This is a genomic window from Siphonobacter curvatus (assembly GCF_002943425.1).
GTDB lineage: Bacteria > Bacteroidota > Bacteroidia > Cytophagales > Spirosomataceae > Siphonobacter > Siphonobacter curvatus.
In genome coordinates this window covers 549,102-566,940 of the sequence record NZ_PTRA01000001.1, presented here as the reverse complement: position 1 = coordinate 566,940, position 17,839 = coordinate 549,102, and the positions used below count along the sequence as shown (strand labels likewise).

16 protein-coding genes are annotated in these 17,839 nt (G+C 48.2%); 12 read left to right on the top strand and 4 right to left on the bottom strand.

The features are described from left to right. Nucleotides 1–5 precede the first annotated feature (5 nt). Together C5O19_RS02320 and C5O19_RS02315 are read right to left on the bottom strand one after the other, a co-directional pair. Nucleotides 6–905 carry a hypothetical protein gene (locus C5O19_RS02320; protein ID WP_104709735.1) on the bottom strand — a complete coding sequence of 300 codons (900 nt, stop codon included), beginning with the start codon at nucleotides 903–905 and terminating at the stop codon, nucleotides 6–8. Between the two features lie 73 nt (nucleotides 906–978). Then, nucleotides 979–1,836, bottom strand: a complete 858-nt coding sequence (locus C5O19_RS02315; protein WP_104709734.1) for a DUF58 domain-containing protein — start codon at nucleotides 1,834–1,836, stop codon at nucleotides 979–981. Nucleotides 1,837–1,934: 98 nt separating this feature from the next. On the opposite strand from C5O19_RS02315, the gene C5O19_RS02310 reads away from it, so the two are divergent. From C5O19_RS02310 to C5O19_RS02295, 4 genes are read left to right on the top strand one after another with little or no spacing between them, the layout of a single operon-like run. After that, on the top strand, nucleotides 1,935–2,369 hold the full coding sequence (locus C5O19_RS02310) for a DUF4296 domain-containing protein (RefSeq protein ID WP_104709733.1): 435 nt from the start codon (nucleotides 1,935–1,937) through the stop codon (nucleotides 2,367–2,369). After that, nucleotides 2,366–2,830: an NADH-quinone oxidoreductase subunit A gene (locus tag C5O19_RS02305; protein WP_104709732.1), complete on the top strand. Its 465-nt coding sequence runs from the start codon at nucleotides 2,366–2,368 to the stop codon at nucleotides 2,828–2,830. Before C5O19_RS02310 ends, C5O19_RS02305 begins: the two co-directional genes overlap by 4 nt. Next, nucleotides 2,827–3,369 (top strand): NuoB/complex I 20 kDa subunit family protein, encoded by a 543-nt coding sequence (locus tag C5O19_RS02300; protein ID WP_094810084.1) that lies wholly within the window; start codon nucleotides 2,827–2,829, stop codon nucleotides 3,367–3,369. The genes C5O19_RS02305 and C5O19_RS02300 overlap by 4 nt, the downstream gene beginning before the upstream one ends. Then, complete coding sequence (locus C5O19_RS02295) at nucleotides 3,366–3,908, top strand: NADH-quinone oxidoreductase subunit C (RefSeq protein WP_094810082.1); 543 nt, start codon at nucleotides 3,366–3,368, stop codon at nucleotides 3,906–3,908. Before C5O19_RS02300 ends, C5O19_RS02295 begins: the two co-directional genes overlap by 4 nt. Before the next feature lie 52 nt (nucleotides 3,909–3,960). Here C5O19_RS02295 and C5O19_RS02290 read toward each other — a convergent pair whose 3' ends face one another. Then, complete coding sequence (locus tag C5O19_RS02290; protein WP_104709731.1) at nucleotides 3,961–7,833, bottom strand: AAA domain-containing protein; 3,873 nt, start codon at nucleotides 7,831–7,833, stop codon at nucleotides 3,961–3,963. A 289-nt stretch (nucleotides 7,834–8,122) separates the two neighbouring features. On the opposite strand from C5O19_RS02290, the gene C5O19_RS02285 reads away from it, so the two are divergent. After that, complete coding sequence (locus tag C5O19_RS02285) at nucleotides 8,123–8,863, top strand: glycosyltransferase family 2 protein (protein WP_102200825.1); 741 nt, start codon at nucleotides 8,123–8,125, stop codon at nucleotides 8,861–8,863. Between the two features lie 89 nt (nucleotides 8,864–8,952). Here the strand turns inward: C5O19_RS02285 and C5O19_RS02280 are convergent, their stop codons facing one another. Beyond that, on the bottom strand, nucleotides 8,953–9,789 hold the full coding sequence (locus C5O19_RS02280) for a polyprenol monophosphomannose synthase (protein WP_394341761.1): 837 nt from the start codon (nucleotides 9,787–9,789) through the stop codon (nucleotides 8,953–8,955). A gap of 488 nt (nucleotides 9,790–10,277) precedes the next feature. On the opposite strand from C5O19_RS02280, the gene C5O19_RS02275 reads away from it, so the two are divergent. The 7 genes from C5O19_RS02275 (at nucleotide 10,278) to C5O19_RS02245 (ending at nucleotide 17,806) form a co-directional block, all read left to right on the top strand. Continuing rightward, complete coding sequence (locus C5O19_RS02275) at nucleotides 10,278–11,414, top strand: acyltransferase family protein (protein WP_104709730.1); 1,137 nt, start codon at nucleotides 10,278–10,280, stop codon at nucleotides 11,412–11,414. Nucleotides 11,415–11,429: 15 nt separating this feature from the next. After that, nucleotides 11,430–12,839, top strand: a complete 1,410-nt coding sequence (locus C5O19_RS02270) for a hypothetical protein (protein ID WP_104709729.1) — start codon at nucleotides 11,430–11,432, stop codon at nucleotides 12,837–12,839. 116 nt (nucleotides 12,840–12,955) lie between these two features. After that, nucleotides 12,956–13,915 carry a glycosyltransferase family 2 protein gene (locus tag C5O19_RS02265; RefSeq protein WP_243406308.1) on the top strand — a complete coding sequence of 320 codons (960 nt, stop codon included), beginning with the start codon at nucleotides 12,956–12,958 and terminating at the stop codon, nucleotides 13,913–13,915. Next, nucleotides 13,899–15,578, top strand: a complete 1,680-nt coding sequence (locus tag C5O19_RS02260) for a hypothetical protein (protein ID WP_104709728.1) — start codon at nucleotides 13,899–13,901, stop codon at nucleotides 15,576–15,578. Before C5O19_RS02265 ends, C5O19_RS02260 begins: the two co-directional genes overlap by 17 nt. Nucleotides 15,579–15,629: 51 nt before the next feature. Next, a complete protein-coding gene (locus C5O19_RS02255) occupies nucleotides 15,630–16,580 on the top strand; it encodes a glycosyltransferase family 2 protein (RefSeq protein ID WP_104709727.1) in 951 nt (316 codons plus the stop codon). Between the two features lie 159 nt (nucleotides 16,581–16,739). Next, nucleotides 16,740–17,321, top strand: a complete 582-nt coding sequence (locus tag C5O19_RS02250) for a LemA family protein (protein WP_104709726.1) — start codon at nucleotides 16,740–16,742, stop codon at nucleotides 17,319–17,321. A gap of 59 nt (nucleotides 17,322–17,380) precedes the next feature. Beyond that, nucleotides 17,381–17,806, top strand: a complete 426-nt coding sequence (locus tag C5O19_RS02245) for a TPM domain-containing protein (RefSeq protein WP_104709725.1) — start codon at nucleotides 17,381–17,383, stop codon at nucleotides 17,804–17,806. Nucleotides 17,807–17,839 lie beyond the last annotated feature (33 nt).

Genomic DNA, 17,839 nt, shown 5'->3' with positions numbered 1-17,839 from the left:
TTAAATCAGGAGTTTTTAGCTAGAATAATTTGCCGATGACGAAGATACGTTCGTCCAGCCAAATCCCGCAGTATACGCAAGGATTCCTGCGTTTGGGGCGAAGCTACCCCACCATACACAACAGCATCGGTTTCACGAAGGGCTTGTTCGAGTTGCGGATTCTGCGGAAATTGACTAACGGCCTCTTTCGTAGTAAAGGTAGTGAAGGGTTTCCCTTCTAACCGCTCCAGATAGCGTTTCCAGAGAAATACGGCCCGTTCTACATTCATTACGCCTTGTTTAGGATCGGCCGCTCCTCGCAGATACCGCTGAAAAGAGCCCCGAAATTCCAGATGTCTTCGCCAGAGCTGAAATTGTCGCCAGCGACGCTGAATCGCGTCTCCAAATAACCAGTAAATGAGTCCACCCAGCACCGCTGCCATGAGCAGGATAATAAAGAATAGCGGGTAATTTACCTGAGTATCCAGTACCACCAGATTTGTACTGGATTTGAGTATAACGGACTTTACCCGCGGGTCCACCAACCGACGGAGTCGGATCATTTGCATCGGCGCATAGACCGCCGTACAATCCTGTTTACGCAACAAGTACACCGGTAGCTTCAGGGGTTGCACGGAATCGATTTCAAAAGACACTAGCGTATAGACCACACTGTCGACACTGCCAGCAGCATTGGTACGGGTCGGAAAATAATCTCGCTTCAGGAACCGGAACGGCGTAAAATCATGCGTAGAATCTGGAAAGAACACTTCGTCGCCTGGATTATGCCGATAGCTAAGCGCATACTTGACCGGACTGCCCACTTTAAATTCCGTAGACAAGAACTTTCCTTTCGGCTGAGCCAATGCCGAGTGAAGCGAAAAAAAGGTAAGAAATAGAACAATGGTACCAACCCAGCTTCTCACGTATTCCTTTGTTAAGCGTTTGACCGACGGCTTGAAATTTTAACGCCGATCTACTGAATCTTCTTTCGTTGACTTATTTTACCCGGAACAGTTTAATAAGCTTGGGTACATAATCCTCCTGCGTATCGACGGATAAATAATTGGCTTTATACTGCTTACACAGCTTTTCCAATCGTTGCTGATTCTCCTCAAATACTCGACGAGTCGTTTTCCGGTACTGCGACGATGACGTATTGATCCACAAGGTACGGCGGCTTTCTTTATCATACACCGGAATGATTCCTAGCGATGGCATATTTACCTCCCGTTCATCGTACAGGTGTACAACTACCAGATCGTGTTTTTTAGCCAAGGCTTTCAGGTTTTGTTCGTAACCTGTATCAATGAAATCGGAGATGAGAATGATTACGCTTTTCCGCCGCAGGATATTTAAGGCAAATAAAATGGCTTCGGATAAGTTGGTCTTGAGCGATTCGGGTTTGAGTCGAAACAGCTCCAGAATCATCTGATACCCGTGCTTGAGACTATTCGCCGGACGAATGTATTTTTCCTTCTGATCCGAAAAGCAGTACAATCCTACGTGACTGGCTTCGTGCATGGCCGACAGGGCCAGTACACCGCAGATTTCCTTGGTGGCATCCAGTTTCGAACGATCCTCCCGACCAATGTCCTGGGAGGCACTTACGTCCACCATAAAAAACACCGTCTGCTCTTTTTCTTCCTTAAATATCTTTAAAAACAGACCATGACCCTTCGAAGATGCGTTCCAGTCAATGAGACGAATGTCGTCACCATACTGGTATTGCCGCAGGTCTGTGAACTCCAGTCCAGAACCTTTAAATACGGATTTAAAATTGCCGTGCATCTGAGAATCAACGGCTTTCCGTATCCGAATTTCGTAATTACGAAGTTTTGAAAGCAGATCATTCATACGACGGTCCGTTTAAGGCAGCCTTCTTAAAGGCAGTTGTTTACGCAGGTTTTGTAGCTGCCTTCTGCCAAAACTACCTAACTTTGCTAAAATAAAACATGAAAACGCGTCTTTTGCTCCCATTATTGGCCTGGCTTACGGCCTGTTCCAATGCTCCTTCCCCTCCGGAACACCTCGTACCGGAACAGCAAATGGTGCAGATTCTCAAAGACATTCATCTGGCCGAGCAACGCATCACCCGGCTTCGGTTAGGCTCGCAGGATTCTTCGCTGGTGGCTTTTCAAGTACTGGAAAAAGACATTCTGAAAAAATACGGTGCCGATACCGGTTCGTACCGGGCCAGTTACCGTTACTACATTGCTCAACCCAACCGATTTAAGGAAATTTATCAGGGCGTCGTGGATAGTCTGACGGCCATTGACGAACGGAGTAAAAAGGAGGCCCGTGCTCAGTCTGCTCCAGCCCAGCCCGATAGCTCAAAAGCGGATACGGCTCGCAACGTCCGCATCAAAAAGATACTCAAACGCAAATGATTTCTGATTTCGGCTCCATACTGCTTTTCTTGATTGCAGGCATTCTGTTTCTGGCCGTAATGCTGGCCATTGCCCGCTTGATTCGTCCGGCCCGGCCCAACGAAGAAAAGCTCAGCACGTACGAATCCGGCGAAGAACCCGTAGGTAATGCCAACGTGCAGTTTAACATTCGTTTCTACAGTATTGCCCTGATCTTTTTACTTTTCGACGTAGAACTCGTCTTCCTATTTCCCTGGGCTACGGTTTTTGGACAAGAATCTTTAATCCAGGAAACGAATGGCCGCTGGGGAATGTTTGCTTTACTGGAGATGTTCCTCTTCATCGGCATTCTGGCTTTAGGCTTAGCCTATGCCTGGCGAAAAGGACATCTTGACTGGGTACGCCCCCAGGCTAAGGTTACGCACATACCTTCCAAGGTTCCGACGGACCTGTACGGAAAAGTAAATAAGAAATATCAATGAAGAGTTTTCTCGATAGTCGGTTCAAAACCGGAGAGGGCGGCGTGGTACTGACCACCGCTGAGGATCTGCTCAATTGGGCTCGTCTGAACTCCCTCTGGCCCATGGGCTTTGGACTGGCCTGCTGTGCCATTGAGATGATGCAGACCTTCGCTTCCAGCTATGATCTGGAGCGTTTTGGCATCTTTCCCCGGCCCTCGCCCCGCCAGTCGGATGTGATGATTGTAGCCGGAACCGTTACGTTTAAAATGGCCGACCGGATTCGCCGCTTATACGAACAAATGGCTGAACCTCGTTATGTGATCTCCATGGGAAGCTGCTCAAACTGTGGCGGCCCGTACTGGGAGCATGGCTATCACGTTGTGAAAGGGGTAGATCGGATTATTCCGGTGGATGTGTACGTACCGGGTTGCCCACCCCGCCCCGAAGCATTAATTGGGGCCATCATGAAGCTGCAGGATAAAATCCGTCATGAAAGTGTACAGGAACCTACAGCTGCTTTGAGTTTGCTTGAAAAATTTGAACAACCAACATTCGCATGACTTTCTCCGAACTTAAATCCCTGTTGACTCAGGAATTCGGTATGGAAGCTTTGGTAGCCGAAGAAGAGTTGGGATTAATGCCGAATTTGACGATCGCTAAAGAGTTTCTTGTACCCATTTGTGATTTCCTGCGGAATGATGAACGAACGTATTTCGATTCACTTTCCTGCCTGACCGCTCTTGACAACGGCCCCTCAGCGGATACGCTGGAAGTAGCCTACAATTTGTTTTCGATTCCTTACGAACATTCGCTGTGTCTGAAAGTAAAAGTATCCCGACAGACGCAGGATGAAACGCTGCCCGAAGTACCCAGCGTGAGCCGAATCTGGCGAACAGCGGATTGGCACGAACGTGAAGCCTATGATTTGATGGGCGTGTACTTTCACGGCCACGCGGACTTACGCCGGATTCTGCTCCCCGAAGATTGGGAAGGGCATCCGCTCCGGAAAGATTATTCAGAACAGGAGCTGTACCATGGCATTGAAGTAAAGTACGGCGTTAATGCCGAAGGCATGGCTCAGAATACGGATTTATCCTAGTCTTCTGGGCCCACAAAAAAACCGTCTTCTTTGAAGACGGTTTTTTTGTGGCTTAACCCTGCCTTTTCCACCACTCCCGGCTCCAGATGCGTTGATACAGCCACCCTTTCCGTTCCAGACTCAGGGGGAAATATGCGTGAGCTTCCTTCGCACTCAAACTTTGATAATATACATCATCGTCGGTCAAAATCAGCCGTTTATAGTATTCTTGTTCTTTCTCGACCAGATCGGCAAAGGGCAATTCGTTCTTCCACTGGGGTTGCTGTTTTTGCAGTTGATCTTTCAGTAATTGATTGGACTGTAGCTCTGCCGTATTGAGCGGTTTCGGTTTATACGCACCCTGTGACACCTGGCGGGCAAAGTTCAGGTATTGTTTCAGCAGTTTAGGTCCGGCATTTACGGTCTCTTCCACGTGTAATTGTTCCGGCCAGAGGCTCGTCACCACATAAATGCGTTCGCGAGCCCGCGTGATGGCTACATTCAGCCGATTCTCGCCCCCCGCCTGATTGAGTGAACCGAATTGTAGAGCAACTCTACCCCGCTCATCAGGAGCATAGCCGATAGAAAAAATAATAATATCCCGTTCATCTCCCTGTACATTTTCCAGGTTTTTAATGAATAATGAATCGGGCTTGGGAGAAAGGCCCTCAAGCGTATCTTCCAGCAGGCGTTGTTGAGGAGCATTGAAGGTTACAATGCCGATGGACCGTTCGGGTTCTTGTCGTGTTAAGTCTTCCACTAGGGAGCGAATGGCTTCGGCCTCAACGAGGTTACTCTGATTTTTCCATTCGCCTTCTACTTTCCAATATCGGATAGCTCCTTCGCGGCGGTTCATTTCTTGGAAATCCGGAAGTAACTTCAGGCGATTCTGGTAAAAATGCTGGTTAGAAAAATCAATCAAATCCAGCGATCGGCTACGATAATGCCCCTGCAGGACTACTTGGGGCAAATCACGGGCCATCAGTTCCAACAAGCTACTGACTTCCAGTTCAGGTACATCTTCCGTTTCTTCTTCAAACCGAACACGGTACAAGTCCGAAGGTTGGAGTTGCTGGCTATCACCCGCAATGACAACCTGTTCACCCCGAAACATGGCCGGCAAGCCCAGCTCAGCAAAACATTGGGAGGCTTCATCAAAAATGACCAGATCGAACAAAGGTTTAGTACCGCGTTGAAAAGGGAAGACGGCCGATACCGTTTCGGGCGAGGCCAACCAGCAAGGTACCAACGAAAAAATCTCTTCCGCAAACGTAGCCAGTACCTGTCGCACGGGCCAAATCAGCCGCTTCTTGGTTACCTGGTGATGTAAGTCACGATACGTAATGGTATTTCCCAGTCGATTGGTTTCGAGCGACTCGTAGGTTTGTTCCCGCAATCGCATTCGGCCAATCTCCCTGGCCAGCTCCTGTTTCCGAATGACGGCTGCCCGTAATTCCTCTTCCCGTTGGCTCATGCCCAGCCCCGATACGCTTCGCAAAATGGGATGCTGTACTTCGAGGTGATCGAGCCAGGCTAGTCGTAATGAATTATCGAAAGCGGCTACGAGCGTTTGCCCCTCATACCGCTGAAGTATCTCCCGTTCGGCGGTACTAAGCTGATTTCTAAGCGTATCCCACTCGTGCAGCCATTCAAAATCGTCCGTAAGGCTCGTCGTTAAAACGGGAACGGCAGTCTCGGGTTGTTGAGTCAGCTGTTCGATTTGACTGTCGGTCAGGTACACTCGCCAGGACTGATACGCCTTCTGGAATTGAGCCGCTAGTTGCAAAGCCGTTTCCAGTTGATTGCGAAAGGGCCGTAACCCTTCAAAATGCAGTTCTTTTAGTAAGGAAGGCTCTTGTCGAATCTGTTGATATAATTCACTGGCTTGTTTCAGTTGCTTACCCACTTCGTTCCAGCGTTCCCGGGAAACCGACCAATCTTCCGCAAGTACCGTCACCTCCGCTTGCTCTGCCCATCTTTTCAGGTGTTGCTCGGCTTCGATCCGGCGATCCAGTCGGGCCTTTAATTGCTGTAAATCCGACAGTTCCAACGACAGTCCCTGCTGTTCGGCCTCAGCCCGGATAAACTCTTTATCTTTAAAAAACAACCACTTCACTAGTGAGTTCCGGGCGTGCAGAGCCGTTTCCAGGCGAGTACGGAATTCGAGCAATTCTGAACTTCTCCGCGTCGTGTGAAGCAAGCTAGCTTGTTCAATTCGTTCGAGGGCCCGTCGTTCGGGCCAGCTTTCCCAATCGGGAATTTGCTGACGGTGTACTTTCTGTAGCCAGGATTCTAATTCCGGAGTAAGTTGACGCTGAATGGTCTGCAAAGCTTCAACCGGAAGGCTACGCATCTCCGTCCAGCCTAGTTTTCTTCCAATCAGTTGTTCCCATTGGTGATTAAACTCTTGGATCTGCGTCGGTACTTCTTGGATCAGGGCTCGTATTTGCGGTACTGCCTGAAAACTTAACCCACTAAAATTCACCCGGTCCGCCCAGGGATGATCGGTTCCTGAACGGGTCGCATACAACTCGTAGCGTTTAAACCGCCGTAGCGTCTCGGCGTAGGTATCAAAGTGAAAGGATTGGTACCACTCACCCAAATCAAAATGATCTTCCTGCAGATGGGAAGTCAAATACAGTTCTTTCGCAGAAAGCCCACAAACACGGGTATCAAACAGTGCGGTTTTGAAATCCTGTAACTCCTGCTGAATCCGGTCAATCTGGTGGGCATTTTGTGTAAACTCCCGTTCGAGTAAGATCGCATCCAGACTGGTATTCAGGCGTCGGTACTCATCGATTCGATCAATCTGTCCGGCAATCTGATCGTATAAGTTTTTCCGATCGTGCTGAAAATCGTGCAGGTTTGCTACGAAAGGCTGCCAGCCCGCCAGCGAAAGCCGCTCGTAAACGGTATCCAACGCCGCCCGTTTCTGACTCACAACCAACACCCGTTTTCCCTGAGCCGTGAAGTCGGCAATGAGATTACAGATTAACTGGGATTTCCCCGTTCCCGGTGGCCCCTGAATCACCAATGATTCGCCTTTTTTAATTCGCCGGAAAGCCGCTTCCTGCGAAGCATCCAGCAAAAATGGGGTCAGCATATCCGCTTCCCGTAATTTCTGGTATTGGATAGGGACTGATTCCACAGAAGAATACTCTTTTGTTTCGTCCGCCAACAGGGCTTCGTAATCCCGGACCAGATACGAACCGGCCTGGGGAAAAATGCCCAGTATGGCGTGCGGCAATAGCTGAAGCTCGCCATTGCGTTCGGTACGTTCAAGGTCGCTTTTTAAAAGTTTTGGAAAAAATTGAAGCTGATTTTCGAACAGGTCAGAATTATAGTTGAGCGTCAGGGGCGTTTCTTTCAGCCATTCGTACAGAGCCGTCCGAAAGGCCAGAGCATCCTTTGGAAAGTCTTCGAAATTTTTTTCATACAACTCTTCCGACAGCCGCAGCCCATTGAAATGAGCGTAGGCCATGACCAGCGATCGATTCAGCGAAAGCGGTTCATCCCGGCGATCAAGTACCCAGCGATTTTGTGGGGTTACCCGTAGATTGACAGGCCAGAACAGCAAGGGAGCCCGCACCACCGTACCGTCCGAGAACTTTCCCTGCACCAGCGGCCAGCCCAAGTATAAGTCTTCAGTACCCCGTTCGGCCTCAATAAAGGCGGCGGTGCGGGCCATACGTCGGAGGCGTTTGGAAACTTCATTGACCTTTTCGTACCGGGCATCGAGTACATCGCAGAGTAGTACGTTGCTTTTACCCGCAATGCAGGCCGTAATGACGTCAAACGAAGAGGTACCGGATAGAAAGTCCAGGTCATGCACATCCAGAAACTGTTCCTGCGGTAAGTTTAGGAGCAAAAGTGATCGGTTTCGGGGACTCAGATTGGCCAGTCTTCGCTGAAACACCCGAATGCTTGATTTATTAAACTTCTTCATAATAAGGACGCCGCCTGCGGGCGAGCGAATCTCTGACAATCTACGTTAAAACGCGTCAACCTGTTTGCTTTGCTGGCTTTCGTTAGGCTAATCCTTACTTCACTCAGGCTCCCATCTGATCTTTTTGTAGAAAGTAACGATGGGTTTCTTCGGAGGAATTAGTTGCTTATACCAATAATACCAACGGGTAGACGTAAATTTGAGGTTTATTTCAATTCCCCTGCAAACTCCTCTTGTTTACCCGTGCCAAGTTTGACTAACCAGGGCGAGGTGTGGATCATTACTATCTATGTACAATAATAAAAAAGTCGTTGTGGTTATGCCCGCGTACCGGGCCGCTCTTACGGTAGAACGAACGTACCGGGAAATCCCTTTTGATTTGGTGGATGAAGTGGTACTCGTTGACGATCATAGTCCGGATAACACCGTAGAAGTCGCTCGAGCCCTGGGCATTCAGCACGTCATTCGCCACGACATTAATAAAGGATACGGAGGAAACCAGAAAACGTGTTACAAAAAGGCTCTGGAACTGGGTGGTGATATTGTGATCATGCTGCACCCGGATTACCAGTACACGCCTTTGCTGCTAACGGCCATGATCTCCATCATCGGAAATGATTTGTATCCGGTTGTATTTGGCTCGCGTATCCTGGGGAAAGGAGCGTTGAAAGGTGGAATGCCCATGTACAAATACATTGCCAATCGCTTTCTGACCTTTGTACAAAATGTGTTACTGAACGAGAAATTATCCGAATACCATACGGGCTACCGGGCCTTCTCGCGGGAAGTACTGGAAAAAGTCCCTTTCGACAAGTGCGATGACGACTTTGTGTTCGATAACGAAATGATTGCCCAGATTTTCTGGAAGGGCTTTGAAATTGCGGAAGTAACCTGCCCGACCAAGTATTTTGACGAAGCTTCTTCCATCAACTTCCTTCGCAGTTCCAAGTACGGACTGGGCGTACTACGAACATCCCTTTTGTATCGCCTGTCGAAATGGGGTCTGGGGAAGTGGAAAATTCTTGATTAATTCATCCGGTTACTGACCAGATTTACTGTTATAAAAGGAAAGCCCGTCAATCACTTGACGGGCTTTCCTTTTATAACGTACGGACGGGTTTAGCTCTGCTGGGGTTCCAGCTTAATTGCTTCGAACGTCTCTACGGATTCGCGGATGTAACGTTTAAAGAAGCTGTCTACTTTCAACTGAATGACGCCCAGGAAAGCTTCCTTAAAAATCTTCGTGGACATTTTAGAAACGCCTTTCGTGCGATCGGTAAAAATGATCGGTACTTCCTTGAGCTTGAAGCCATATTTCCAGGAAGTAAATTTCATTTCAATCTGGAAGGCGTACCCGACAAAACGAATGGAATCCAGATCAATCGCTTCGAGAACCCGGCGACGGTAACACTTAAAACCCGCGGTCGCATCCATCACGGGCATGCCCGTAATAAAACGTACGTAGACACCGGCAAAATACGACATCAGGACCCGCCCCATCGGCCAGTTCACCACATTTACGCCCTGAATGTACCGCGAACCGATGGCCAGATCGTTGCCTTCTTCGGCACAGGCCCGCCACAGTCGTACTAGATCATCGGGATTGTGGGAAAAGTCCGCATCCATTTCGAAAATGTACTGATAACCTTTTTTGAGGGCATATTTGAAGGCCGTCAGGTAGGCCGTGCCCAGGCCCAGCTTACCCTTGCGTTCGAGCAGGTGAATGCGATTATCACCAAACTCATCCTGCAGTTGTTTCACTTTAAGAGCCGTACCATCGGGGGAACCATCATCTACAATCAGGACATCGAAAGTCGGCTCCAGGCTCATAACCTTCCGAAGAACCGTTTCAATATTTTCAATTTCATTATAAGTCGGAATCACGACGATTCGCTCTTTCGACCCATTCATCAAAAGCGGTGTAGAGGTACCCGTAAAAACAGAAAGTGCTTCCATAAACCAAATCAGGTGGAAATCAGGGTATGGTTAGGTTAGCCGAAGCCAATCAAAAAATTCGAGGGAATTAATTTAGTAACGTCAAAACGACCTTACTCATTCATCTGGAGCGTTAAAATACTTTAAGGCAGCGTAGATCGTACAACAAATTTCGCGGATTAATTCCAATAAAACTAACTCATTGTCAGAGGCTTTCAGCAATGATCAGAACCATAGGAATGGATGGGTGAACGGTTTTACCAAAAAATAATTCAAGGCTATTTGAAAGAACTTTAAGAAATTAGCCCCTGATTTTGAATGGAATCAGTAGTATTCACGGCTTCAAAGGACTGATTCATAGCTCATCCACAGCCTGTACTTTCCGTTCGTAAGTCATTAGAGTTAATTAGGCTCCTTTGGTTTATTCCAAAGGTTAGTCAGCCTTTGCTCGTTTTACCTGATTCTGTTCAACCGACCATAGCATACTGCGATATAAATTCATCGTTTCCATGTCAGCAACCCCGATAGATGTACCAAGAACCGCAATAAAACAGGAATCCTACTTCAAGCAACTGGACGGAATCCGCTTTATCGCTGTATTTCTGGTTTTATACGATCACCTGCTGGCCGGGTTCAATACCCTTCCCATTGGCCCCATTGGGGTTACGATCTTTTTTGTACTGAGTGGCTTTCTCATTACCCGTATTCTGATTGAGAGCAAGCATCAGTACCAGCCCCGTGAAAATGGTCTAAGTACGTATCTGAAGAAATTCTTCATTCGCCGTACCATCCGGATTTTCCCCATTTATTACCTCGTTATTTTCCTACTGGTTCTGTTTAACGTACCGCCTGCCCGCGAAAAATTTCTCTGGCTGGCGTTGTATGCTACCAATATTTACATTGCCCACTACGAAACCTGGCTGGGGTCGATGGACCACTTGTGGTCGCTGGCAGTGGAAGAACAGTTTTACATCTTCTTCCCGTTCCTGGTTTTCTTCGTTCCTACCCGCCATTTGCCTAAAATACTTGTTGCGTTTATCATTGGTAGCGTTTCGCTGCGGTTGTACTATTTTCTGAAAGGCGAACCCTGGTTTGTATCCTATGTATTGATGCCTACCAGCCTGGATTCGTTCGGACTAGGTGGTTTTCTGGCCTATCTGTACATTTTCCAACTGGGCCATTTTCAGCGAATTTTCCGTCATACGGCCTTAGTCTGGCTAGGACTGATTATTCTGGGGGGTAGTTTGTACTGGTACCACATTTCTGCCGATCCGCATCAATCCCTCAATAGTGTATTCGAGCGGCTGGCGGGTTCCATCTTTGCTTTTTTCCTGATTGGGAAAGCCATCTTAGGCTACGATGGGGTGATGAAATGGGTACTGGAAAATCCGGTGAGTATCTACCTCGGCCGCATCAGCTACGGTATTTACTTGTATCACAACTTTGTGTATAACCACTACCATACGCCTCCCACTCACCCCGTGTACCGCTTGATGCACCGCATCTATCGGGAGATCCCAGCTCTGGAAGAAAGTTATCTGTTCAACTTTGCTGCGTATACCTTGTTAACTATTCTAGTAGCTACGTTATCCTGGTACGTGATTGAAAAACCCATCAACAACCTTAAAAATCGCTTCCGTTATTAATGCCTTCTACGCTTTATGTCTGACTTTCTTTCGAAAAAGTTCTGGATTCTACCGGCCTGGGTACTCCTCCTGCTCATTACGGTAGTTCCGATCATTGCCCTGAGTTTTTATAATCACCCCAGTGCTGCCGACGATTTCTGTTTTGCTTACATGGCCCGTGATTACGGCATCTGGTGGTCTACGCAGTTTTATTACGAACAGTGGAGCGGACGCTACCTAGCCAATGTCCTTTTCCACGTGACGCCTCTGTTTGCCAATGGTTTCTGGTATTTTAAAGTACTGCCAATTGTTTATCTGCTAACGACCTTCTGGTCGCTCTATGCTCTGGTCGGCGTTTTATTCAAGGTTTCGCCCGCTCATAAATTCATGATTACGGCGGCTCTGGTCATTGCGTATGTTCTGCAAATGGCGAGTCTGGCCGAAGGTTTTTACTGGGCCACGGTTTCGTATACCTACATTTTGCCCCAGATTCTAACGACTTTCCTGCTGGTCATTCTAAGCAAGGCCTATGAAAGTCGTTCGGCCGTTGCGGCTAATGGTTGGCTCTTTCTGGCGGCGGTATTCATTGTGGGTATTGTCGGTCTTTGTGAAATGTTCGTCATTTTACTGGGCGGTCTGCTGGGTAGTTTCCTGTTGTACCAACTGCTTTTCAACCGTAAGCTCGACCTGCGTTTAGTGTTTTTGCTAGTGGTTACGCTGGTCAGTAGCTACTTCATTCTGCAATCGCCGGGTTCAAAAGTGCGTCAGCATGCGAATCCTCTGGGTGGTAATCTGGTCTTCTCGCTTCCCATCTCGTTCCGTACGACGGCTGAACTGGCCCTTCACTGGATGCCCCTGATTTTAATTTTTGTGGTATTCTGGCTTGTGTGGTTGGCTCACCGGGAAGATCAGGCGTTTCGTTCGTACCTGCGGATTCGTCCCTGGGCGGGTTGGCTGGTCTGGGCAGGATTGACGCCTCTCCTCTTCTTCCCGTATTTTTACGGGGTAGGTATGGATGAAGTACCCGTTCGCATTACCAATACAGTGTATTATTTCTACCTGACGGGCCTGTTTTATAACCTGACGGTAAGCGTACTCTGGCTTCGGGAAACGAAAGGCCTAGAAGTAGCTCAGCCCGCCATTCTGAAGGCCTTGCTGGTGCTGGCTTTGTTGGCTGTACCCGTAGCGTACGCATTCAACAAGAACTTTCGGATGATGACCCGCGACTTAACTACGGGAACGGCGGCTCAGTACGACCGGGAATTAACGGAACGTTATGCGTACATCCGGCAGTCGAAGCAGGATACCGTTACCATTGCACCGCTTCAGCATGTCCCGGCGTCTTTATTTACAGAAGACATCAAGGACAACACGACGCACTTATGGAATAAGTGTGAATCGCAGTTTTTCGGTAAAAAAGCATTGATTTTACAAACCAAAGAGTAACCTTTTTGCTCTTTGACTGATGAGTAGATAAACCGGCTTACTACCGATATCAAAGGCATGTACGGTTATATACTTCTGCTTTACGAAGCAGAATCCATCATTTAATCCTTATTACCTTGAATCCTGAAGAGATTTATCTTTCGGTTATTGTCCCCTGTTTTAATGAGGAAGAAGTCATTGTTGAAACCTATCGGCGACTCACCCAGGTAGTACAAAGCCAGGGCTGGCGTTACGAGTTGGTTTTCATCAATGACGGCAGTCGCGATAAAACCTTAACCCTGTTAAAGCAGTTAGCTGTACAGGACCCCAGGGTACGGGTACTCTCGTTTTCGCGAAATTTTGGTCACCAACCGGCAGTATCGGCCGGAATCCGGTACTGTTCGGGCAATATTGCCATCATTATTGATGCTGACTTGCAGGATCCACCGGAGCTTTTTCCGGCGATGGTAGACCTGTACCAGAAAGAGCAGGCTAACGTAGTGTATGCCGTACGGAAAGAGCGGAAGGGTGAAAGCTTTTTCAAACTTTGGTCGGCTCGTACCTTTTACCGGCTTATTAACTCATTATCGGAAGTTCCCCTACCCTTGGATACGGGCGATTTCCGCTTGATTGATGCCAAAGTCATCCGGGAATTCAAAAAACTTCAGGAACGTAATAAATACATCCGGGGCCTAATTAGCTGGATGGGCTTCAAGCAGGTACCCATCGAGTATTCACGGGATGAGCGGTTTGCCGGAGCAACGAAGTATCCGCTTTCGAAGATGCTGAAATTCGCTCAGACCGGCCTGTTATATTTTAGCAAAAAACCCCTGACAGTAGCCCTTTCATTGGGTTTTATTAGTATTCTGGTGGGGCTTGGATTAGCCATATGGGTATTTGCCAGCAGCGTGCTGCGTCCAGAAAGTCTGGTACCAGGCTGGGCTTCCACGGTTATCATGGTTATTTTCTTCGGCGGAATTCAACTGTTGACCATCGGCGTACTGGGTGAATACATCGGCAGTATTTTCGATGAATTAAAAAAACGCCCGGAGTTCATTGTCTCCGAATCAATTAATTTCGATGAAAACGTCCAGTAATTCATTCATATCTCAGCTTATTGTTGCTTTACCACTTGCTGTTTTTATCATTTTTTTCTTTTTCTATGTATTAAACGTAGCGTGGTTTGACGATTACGAATCGCTTTCCGGCTTCTTCCTGGAATTTCAGAACGCTCCTACCTGGTCCGAAAAGGCGTATTGGCTTTTTCTGCCCAATAACGAGCACCGGATGGTAACGGCCAAGCTACTCGTACTGGCTACTTACTACCTGACGGGCGAACTGCAATACGTCTGGATGCAGGCCCTGGCGAACCTGACCGAGGTATTTATCTGGGTGTTGTTTCTACTGGCTTTCCGGCGAATGCGGCTGTCGCTGTGGTATTTTCTGCCGGTTACGCTCTTCATGTTTCAGCCGCAACATTACTTGCTGACGTTCCTGACCAACGCTGGGTTGCAACACGAACCGCTACTCTTTTTTGCCTTTGCTACGCTCTTTGTACTGGCCAAAGGAACACCCGCTTCAGCGGCCGGAGCCCTGGTACTGGCCTTCATCACGACGTTCACGATGAGCAATGGAATGTTTGTCTGGATTGCCGGCGGTATTATTCTGGTCTTACGGAAGCGGTACTCTTTCCTCCTCATCTGGGGTTTAGCTATGGCTCTGGCTATTGCTGGCTATTATTACCACTATCCCTCGACGGCAAACGGGAAGAGTTTCAGTAAGTTTCTTGAAGCTCCGCAATTATCCCTGCTGGGCTTCTTCACCTACTTGGGAGCGGCTTTTGATTTTTTCCCGAATGCTTCCGCCCCCTGGCGTTACATCCTACCAACCCTGGCCGGTGTTGGATTAATGACCATTGCCGTCCTGTGGTTCCGGAAAAACATCTGGCCGGTGTTACTTGGATACTTCCGTACAACGGGGGCATCGTCCGTACCGGATCAGGAACGTTTTGTGCAGGATTTCCTGTTGGGTACGGCCCTTTTTCTACTGGCTAACAATACCATCATTGCCGTTTTACGACCGCATTTTGGTTACCACGTCATGCTCATCAGTAATTACAAGCTTTACCCTACGCTTTTCCTTTGCGTGGCGTATATGGCCTGGCTAAGTATGCGACGTGATTACGCTCGCACTCCGAAGTGGCTTATCCCTGCCAGCGTATTGATCTATCTGGGGCTTTATCTGGCGTACTTCCCGATTGTCGAAGACCGACGGAAGAACTTACTAACGGCTACCTTCAACCAGTACCATGCGGGCATCGGTCTGGGAGCCACCCGTGGATCGTTTCTGGAGCCGTATATTCAGAATAATTTCATGACGCCACTCGAAAAAGGAATTTACAACCCACCCATTCATTTTTTTGATCCTGTACTTGCCCAGTCCGCCGAAAGTCAGGTCTTATCTTTACAGACGCAGGAAACCGCCACGCATTACCTGCTTACGCAACCCGACCTTACGGTTCCTCGGGGCCGTAATAGTTTGCTGTTGCTACACGTCAAATCGACGGAACGCCCCGATCAATACCTGATTCCTTTTCAGGCGTTGCCCAATACGGGCCGCAATCCGTTCCGGCCGGGTGTAGGGGGTAAAGCAGAGCTTCCGAAAGATATGCTACGCCCCGGAGCCTACGAGCTTCAGGTTCTGTATCAGGATGGTACGACGCTAAAACGGTATCCAACCTTGAATAAATTATCGATTTGAGTCTATTTTTGTCAGTAAATTTTGGCGGCAACCTTCTTAGCAACTTTCCCATTGAATAATCCACAAATTTCGATAGTCGCCCCCCTGTATAACGAAAGTGAGACGTTTCCTCACCTAGTGGAGCGTTTAAATAGTCTGATGGATCGTCTCCCTCTCTCGATTGAGGTAGTACTCATCGACGACGGCAGCCGTGACAATACGGCTACGCTCATGCAGGCACTGGCTCTTTCCGATCCGCGTTATCATTGTGTGTTTTTGGCCCGTAACCACGGTCACCAACTGGCTCTTTCCGCCGGTATGAACGAAGCACGGGGCACGGAAGCCATCATGGTGATTGATGGTGATTTACAGGATCCTCCTGAATTACTCGAAGACTTTTACAAACTTTATAAAGAAGGGTACGACGTGGTGTACGCCGTACGGCGGAAACGGAAAGAAGGCTGGATCAAACGGCTGGCCTACCATTCCTTCTACCGGATTCTACGTTCTATTTCTTACATTGATATTCCGCTCGATAGCGGCGATTTCGCTTTGGTTTCGCGTCGGGTCGTAGACGTCATGAACGCAATGCCCGAAGAAAGCCGGTATCTGCGGGGCATGCGTACCTGGGTAGGTTTCAAGCAGACGGGTGTAGAATACGAACGCGACGAACGCATAGCGGGCGAATCAAAATATTCGTTTGCTCTGCTGTTTAAACTAGCCTACAACGGGATTTTTAACTTCAGCGAGTTTCCCATTAAACTGCTTACCCGACTAGGAGGTACGGCTATTGCCTTCTCGATGATGTATTTCATTTACAACCTCATCAAGAAATATGTACTAGGCATGGACGTTCCGCAGGGCTTTCCAGCGACGCTATTTGCCATTATCTTCTTCGGTGGACTGAATTTGTTCGGCCTCGGGATTATCGGTGAATATGTACTGCGGATCTTTTTTCAGTCGAAAGGCCGACCGCTTTTTATCATTAAATCCAAAATTCTCAATAAGCAGTGGGAAAAATAGCCTTCGCTGGCTTTCCGTTCATCACTAAATAGCCGGATCGACCATCCGGCTATTTTCATTTCATCCCAAAATTGTATACAAGTCTGGCCGAAAAAACTAGCTTTGGCCCAACAATTTTAACTAGTCAACCAAAACCCGAATTAAAACCTTTCATAGAATATGTCACGCGGAATCATCGCTACCATTGCTATTATTATTCTAGTTGTACTGATGGGCGGTTGCTCGTACAACGGTTTAGTGCAGCAGGACGAAAATGTAAAAACAGCCTGGGGTAAAGTTCAGTCCGATTACCAACGGCGGGCCGACCTGATCCCGAACCTGGTTGCCACAGTTAAGGGAGCAGCCAACTTCGAGCAGAAGACGCTTACGGATGTAGTGAATGCCCGGGCGAATGCTACGTCCATTAAATTCACAGCCGATCAGCTTACGCCTGAAAATATTCAGCGTTTTCAAGAGGCTCAGTCGCAACTGAATGGTTCGCTGTCTCGATTACTGGCCGTTGCTGAAAATTATCCCCAACTGCGGGCGAGTGATAGTTTCCGGGATTTGCAGGCTCAGATCGAAGGTACGGAAAACCGAATCAAAGTGTCCCGTAACGATTTCAACGACGCCGTTAAGCAGTATAACCAGAAGGTTCGCTCATTCCCGACCAATGTGCTCAGCGGTATGTTTGGCTTCTCCACTAAAGCTTACTTCGAGTCCGATCCAGGAACGGAAAAAGCTCCAAAAGTTCAATTCTAATTCGCTTCAAGGACCAGTGTACGCGTACGCTGGTCCTTGAAGCTTATCAGCGATCACATATGCTTAGCGAGGCTCAGCAACAGGAAATCATTGCGGCTATCAAGCAAGCCGAAACGCGCACTTCCGGTGAGATTCGGGTACACATTGAAGAGAAATCACCTTCACCCTTGGACCCCATTGCACGAGCGAAGGAAGTATTCGCCAAGCTGGAAATGCATAAAACAGCCCAGCGAAATGCCGTCTTATTTTTCATTGCCCTAGAAGCCCGGAAATTTGCCATCTGGGGGGATGATGGTATCAATAAGGTCGTACCGGCTGATTTTTGGGATACTACCCGCGATGCCATGCGGCAGCACTTTCGGCAGGATGATCTGGTAACGGGATTGCGAACGGGCATCGAAATGGCAGGGAAGCAGTTAAAGGCGTATTTCCCTTACCAGTCAGAGGATCGCAATGAGCTTCCCGATGACATTTCATTCCAATAATTATCTATTTATTTATGGGATTGGCTACGGCTT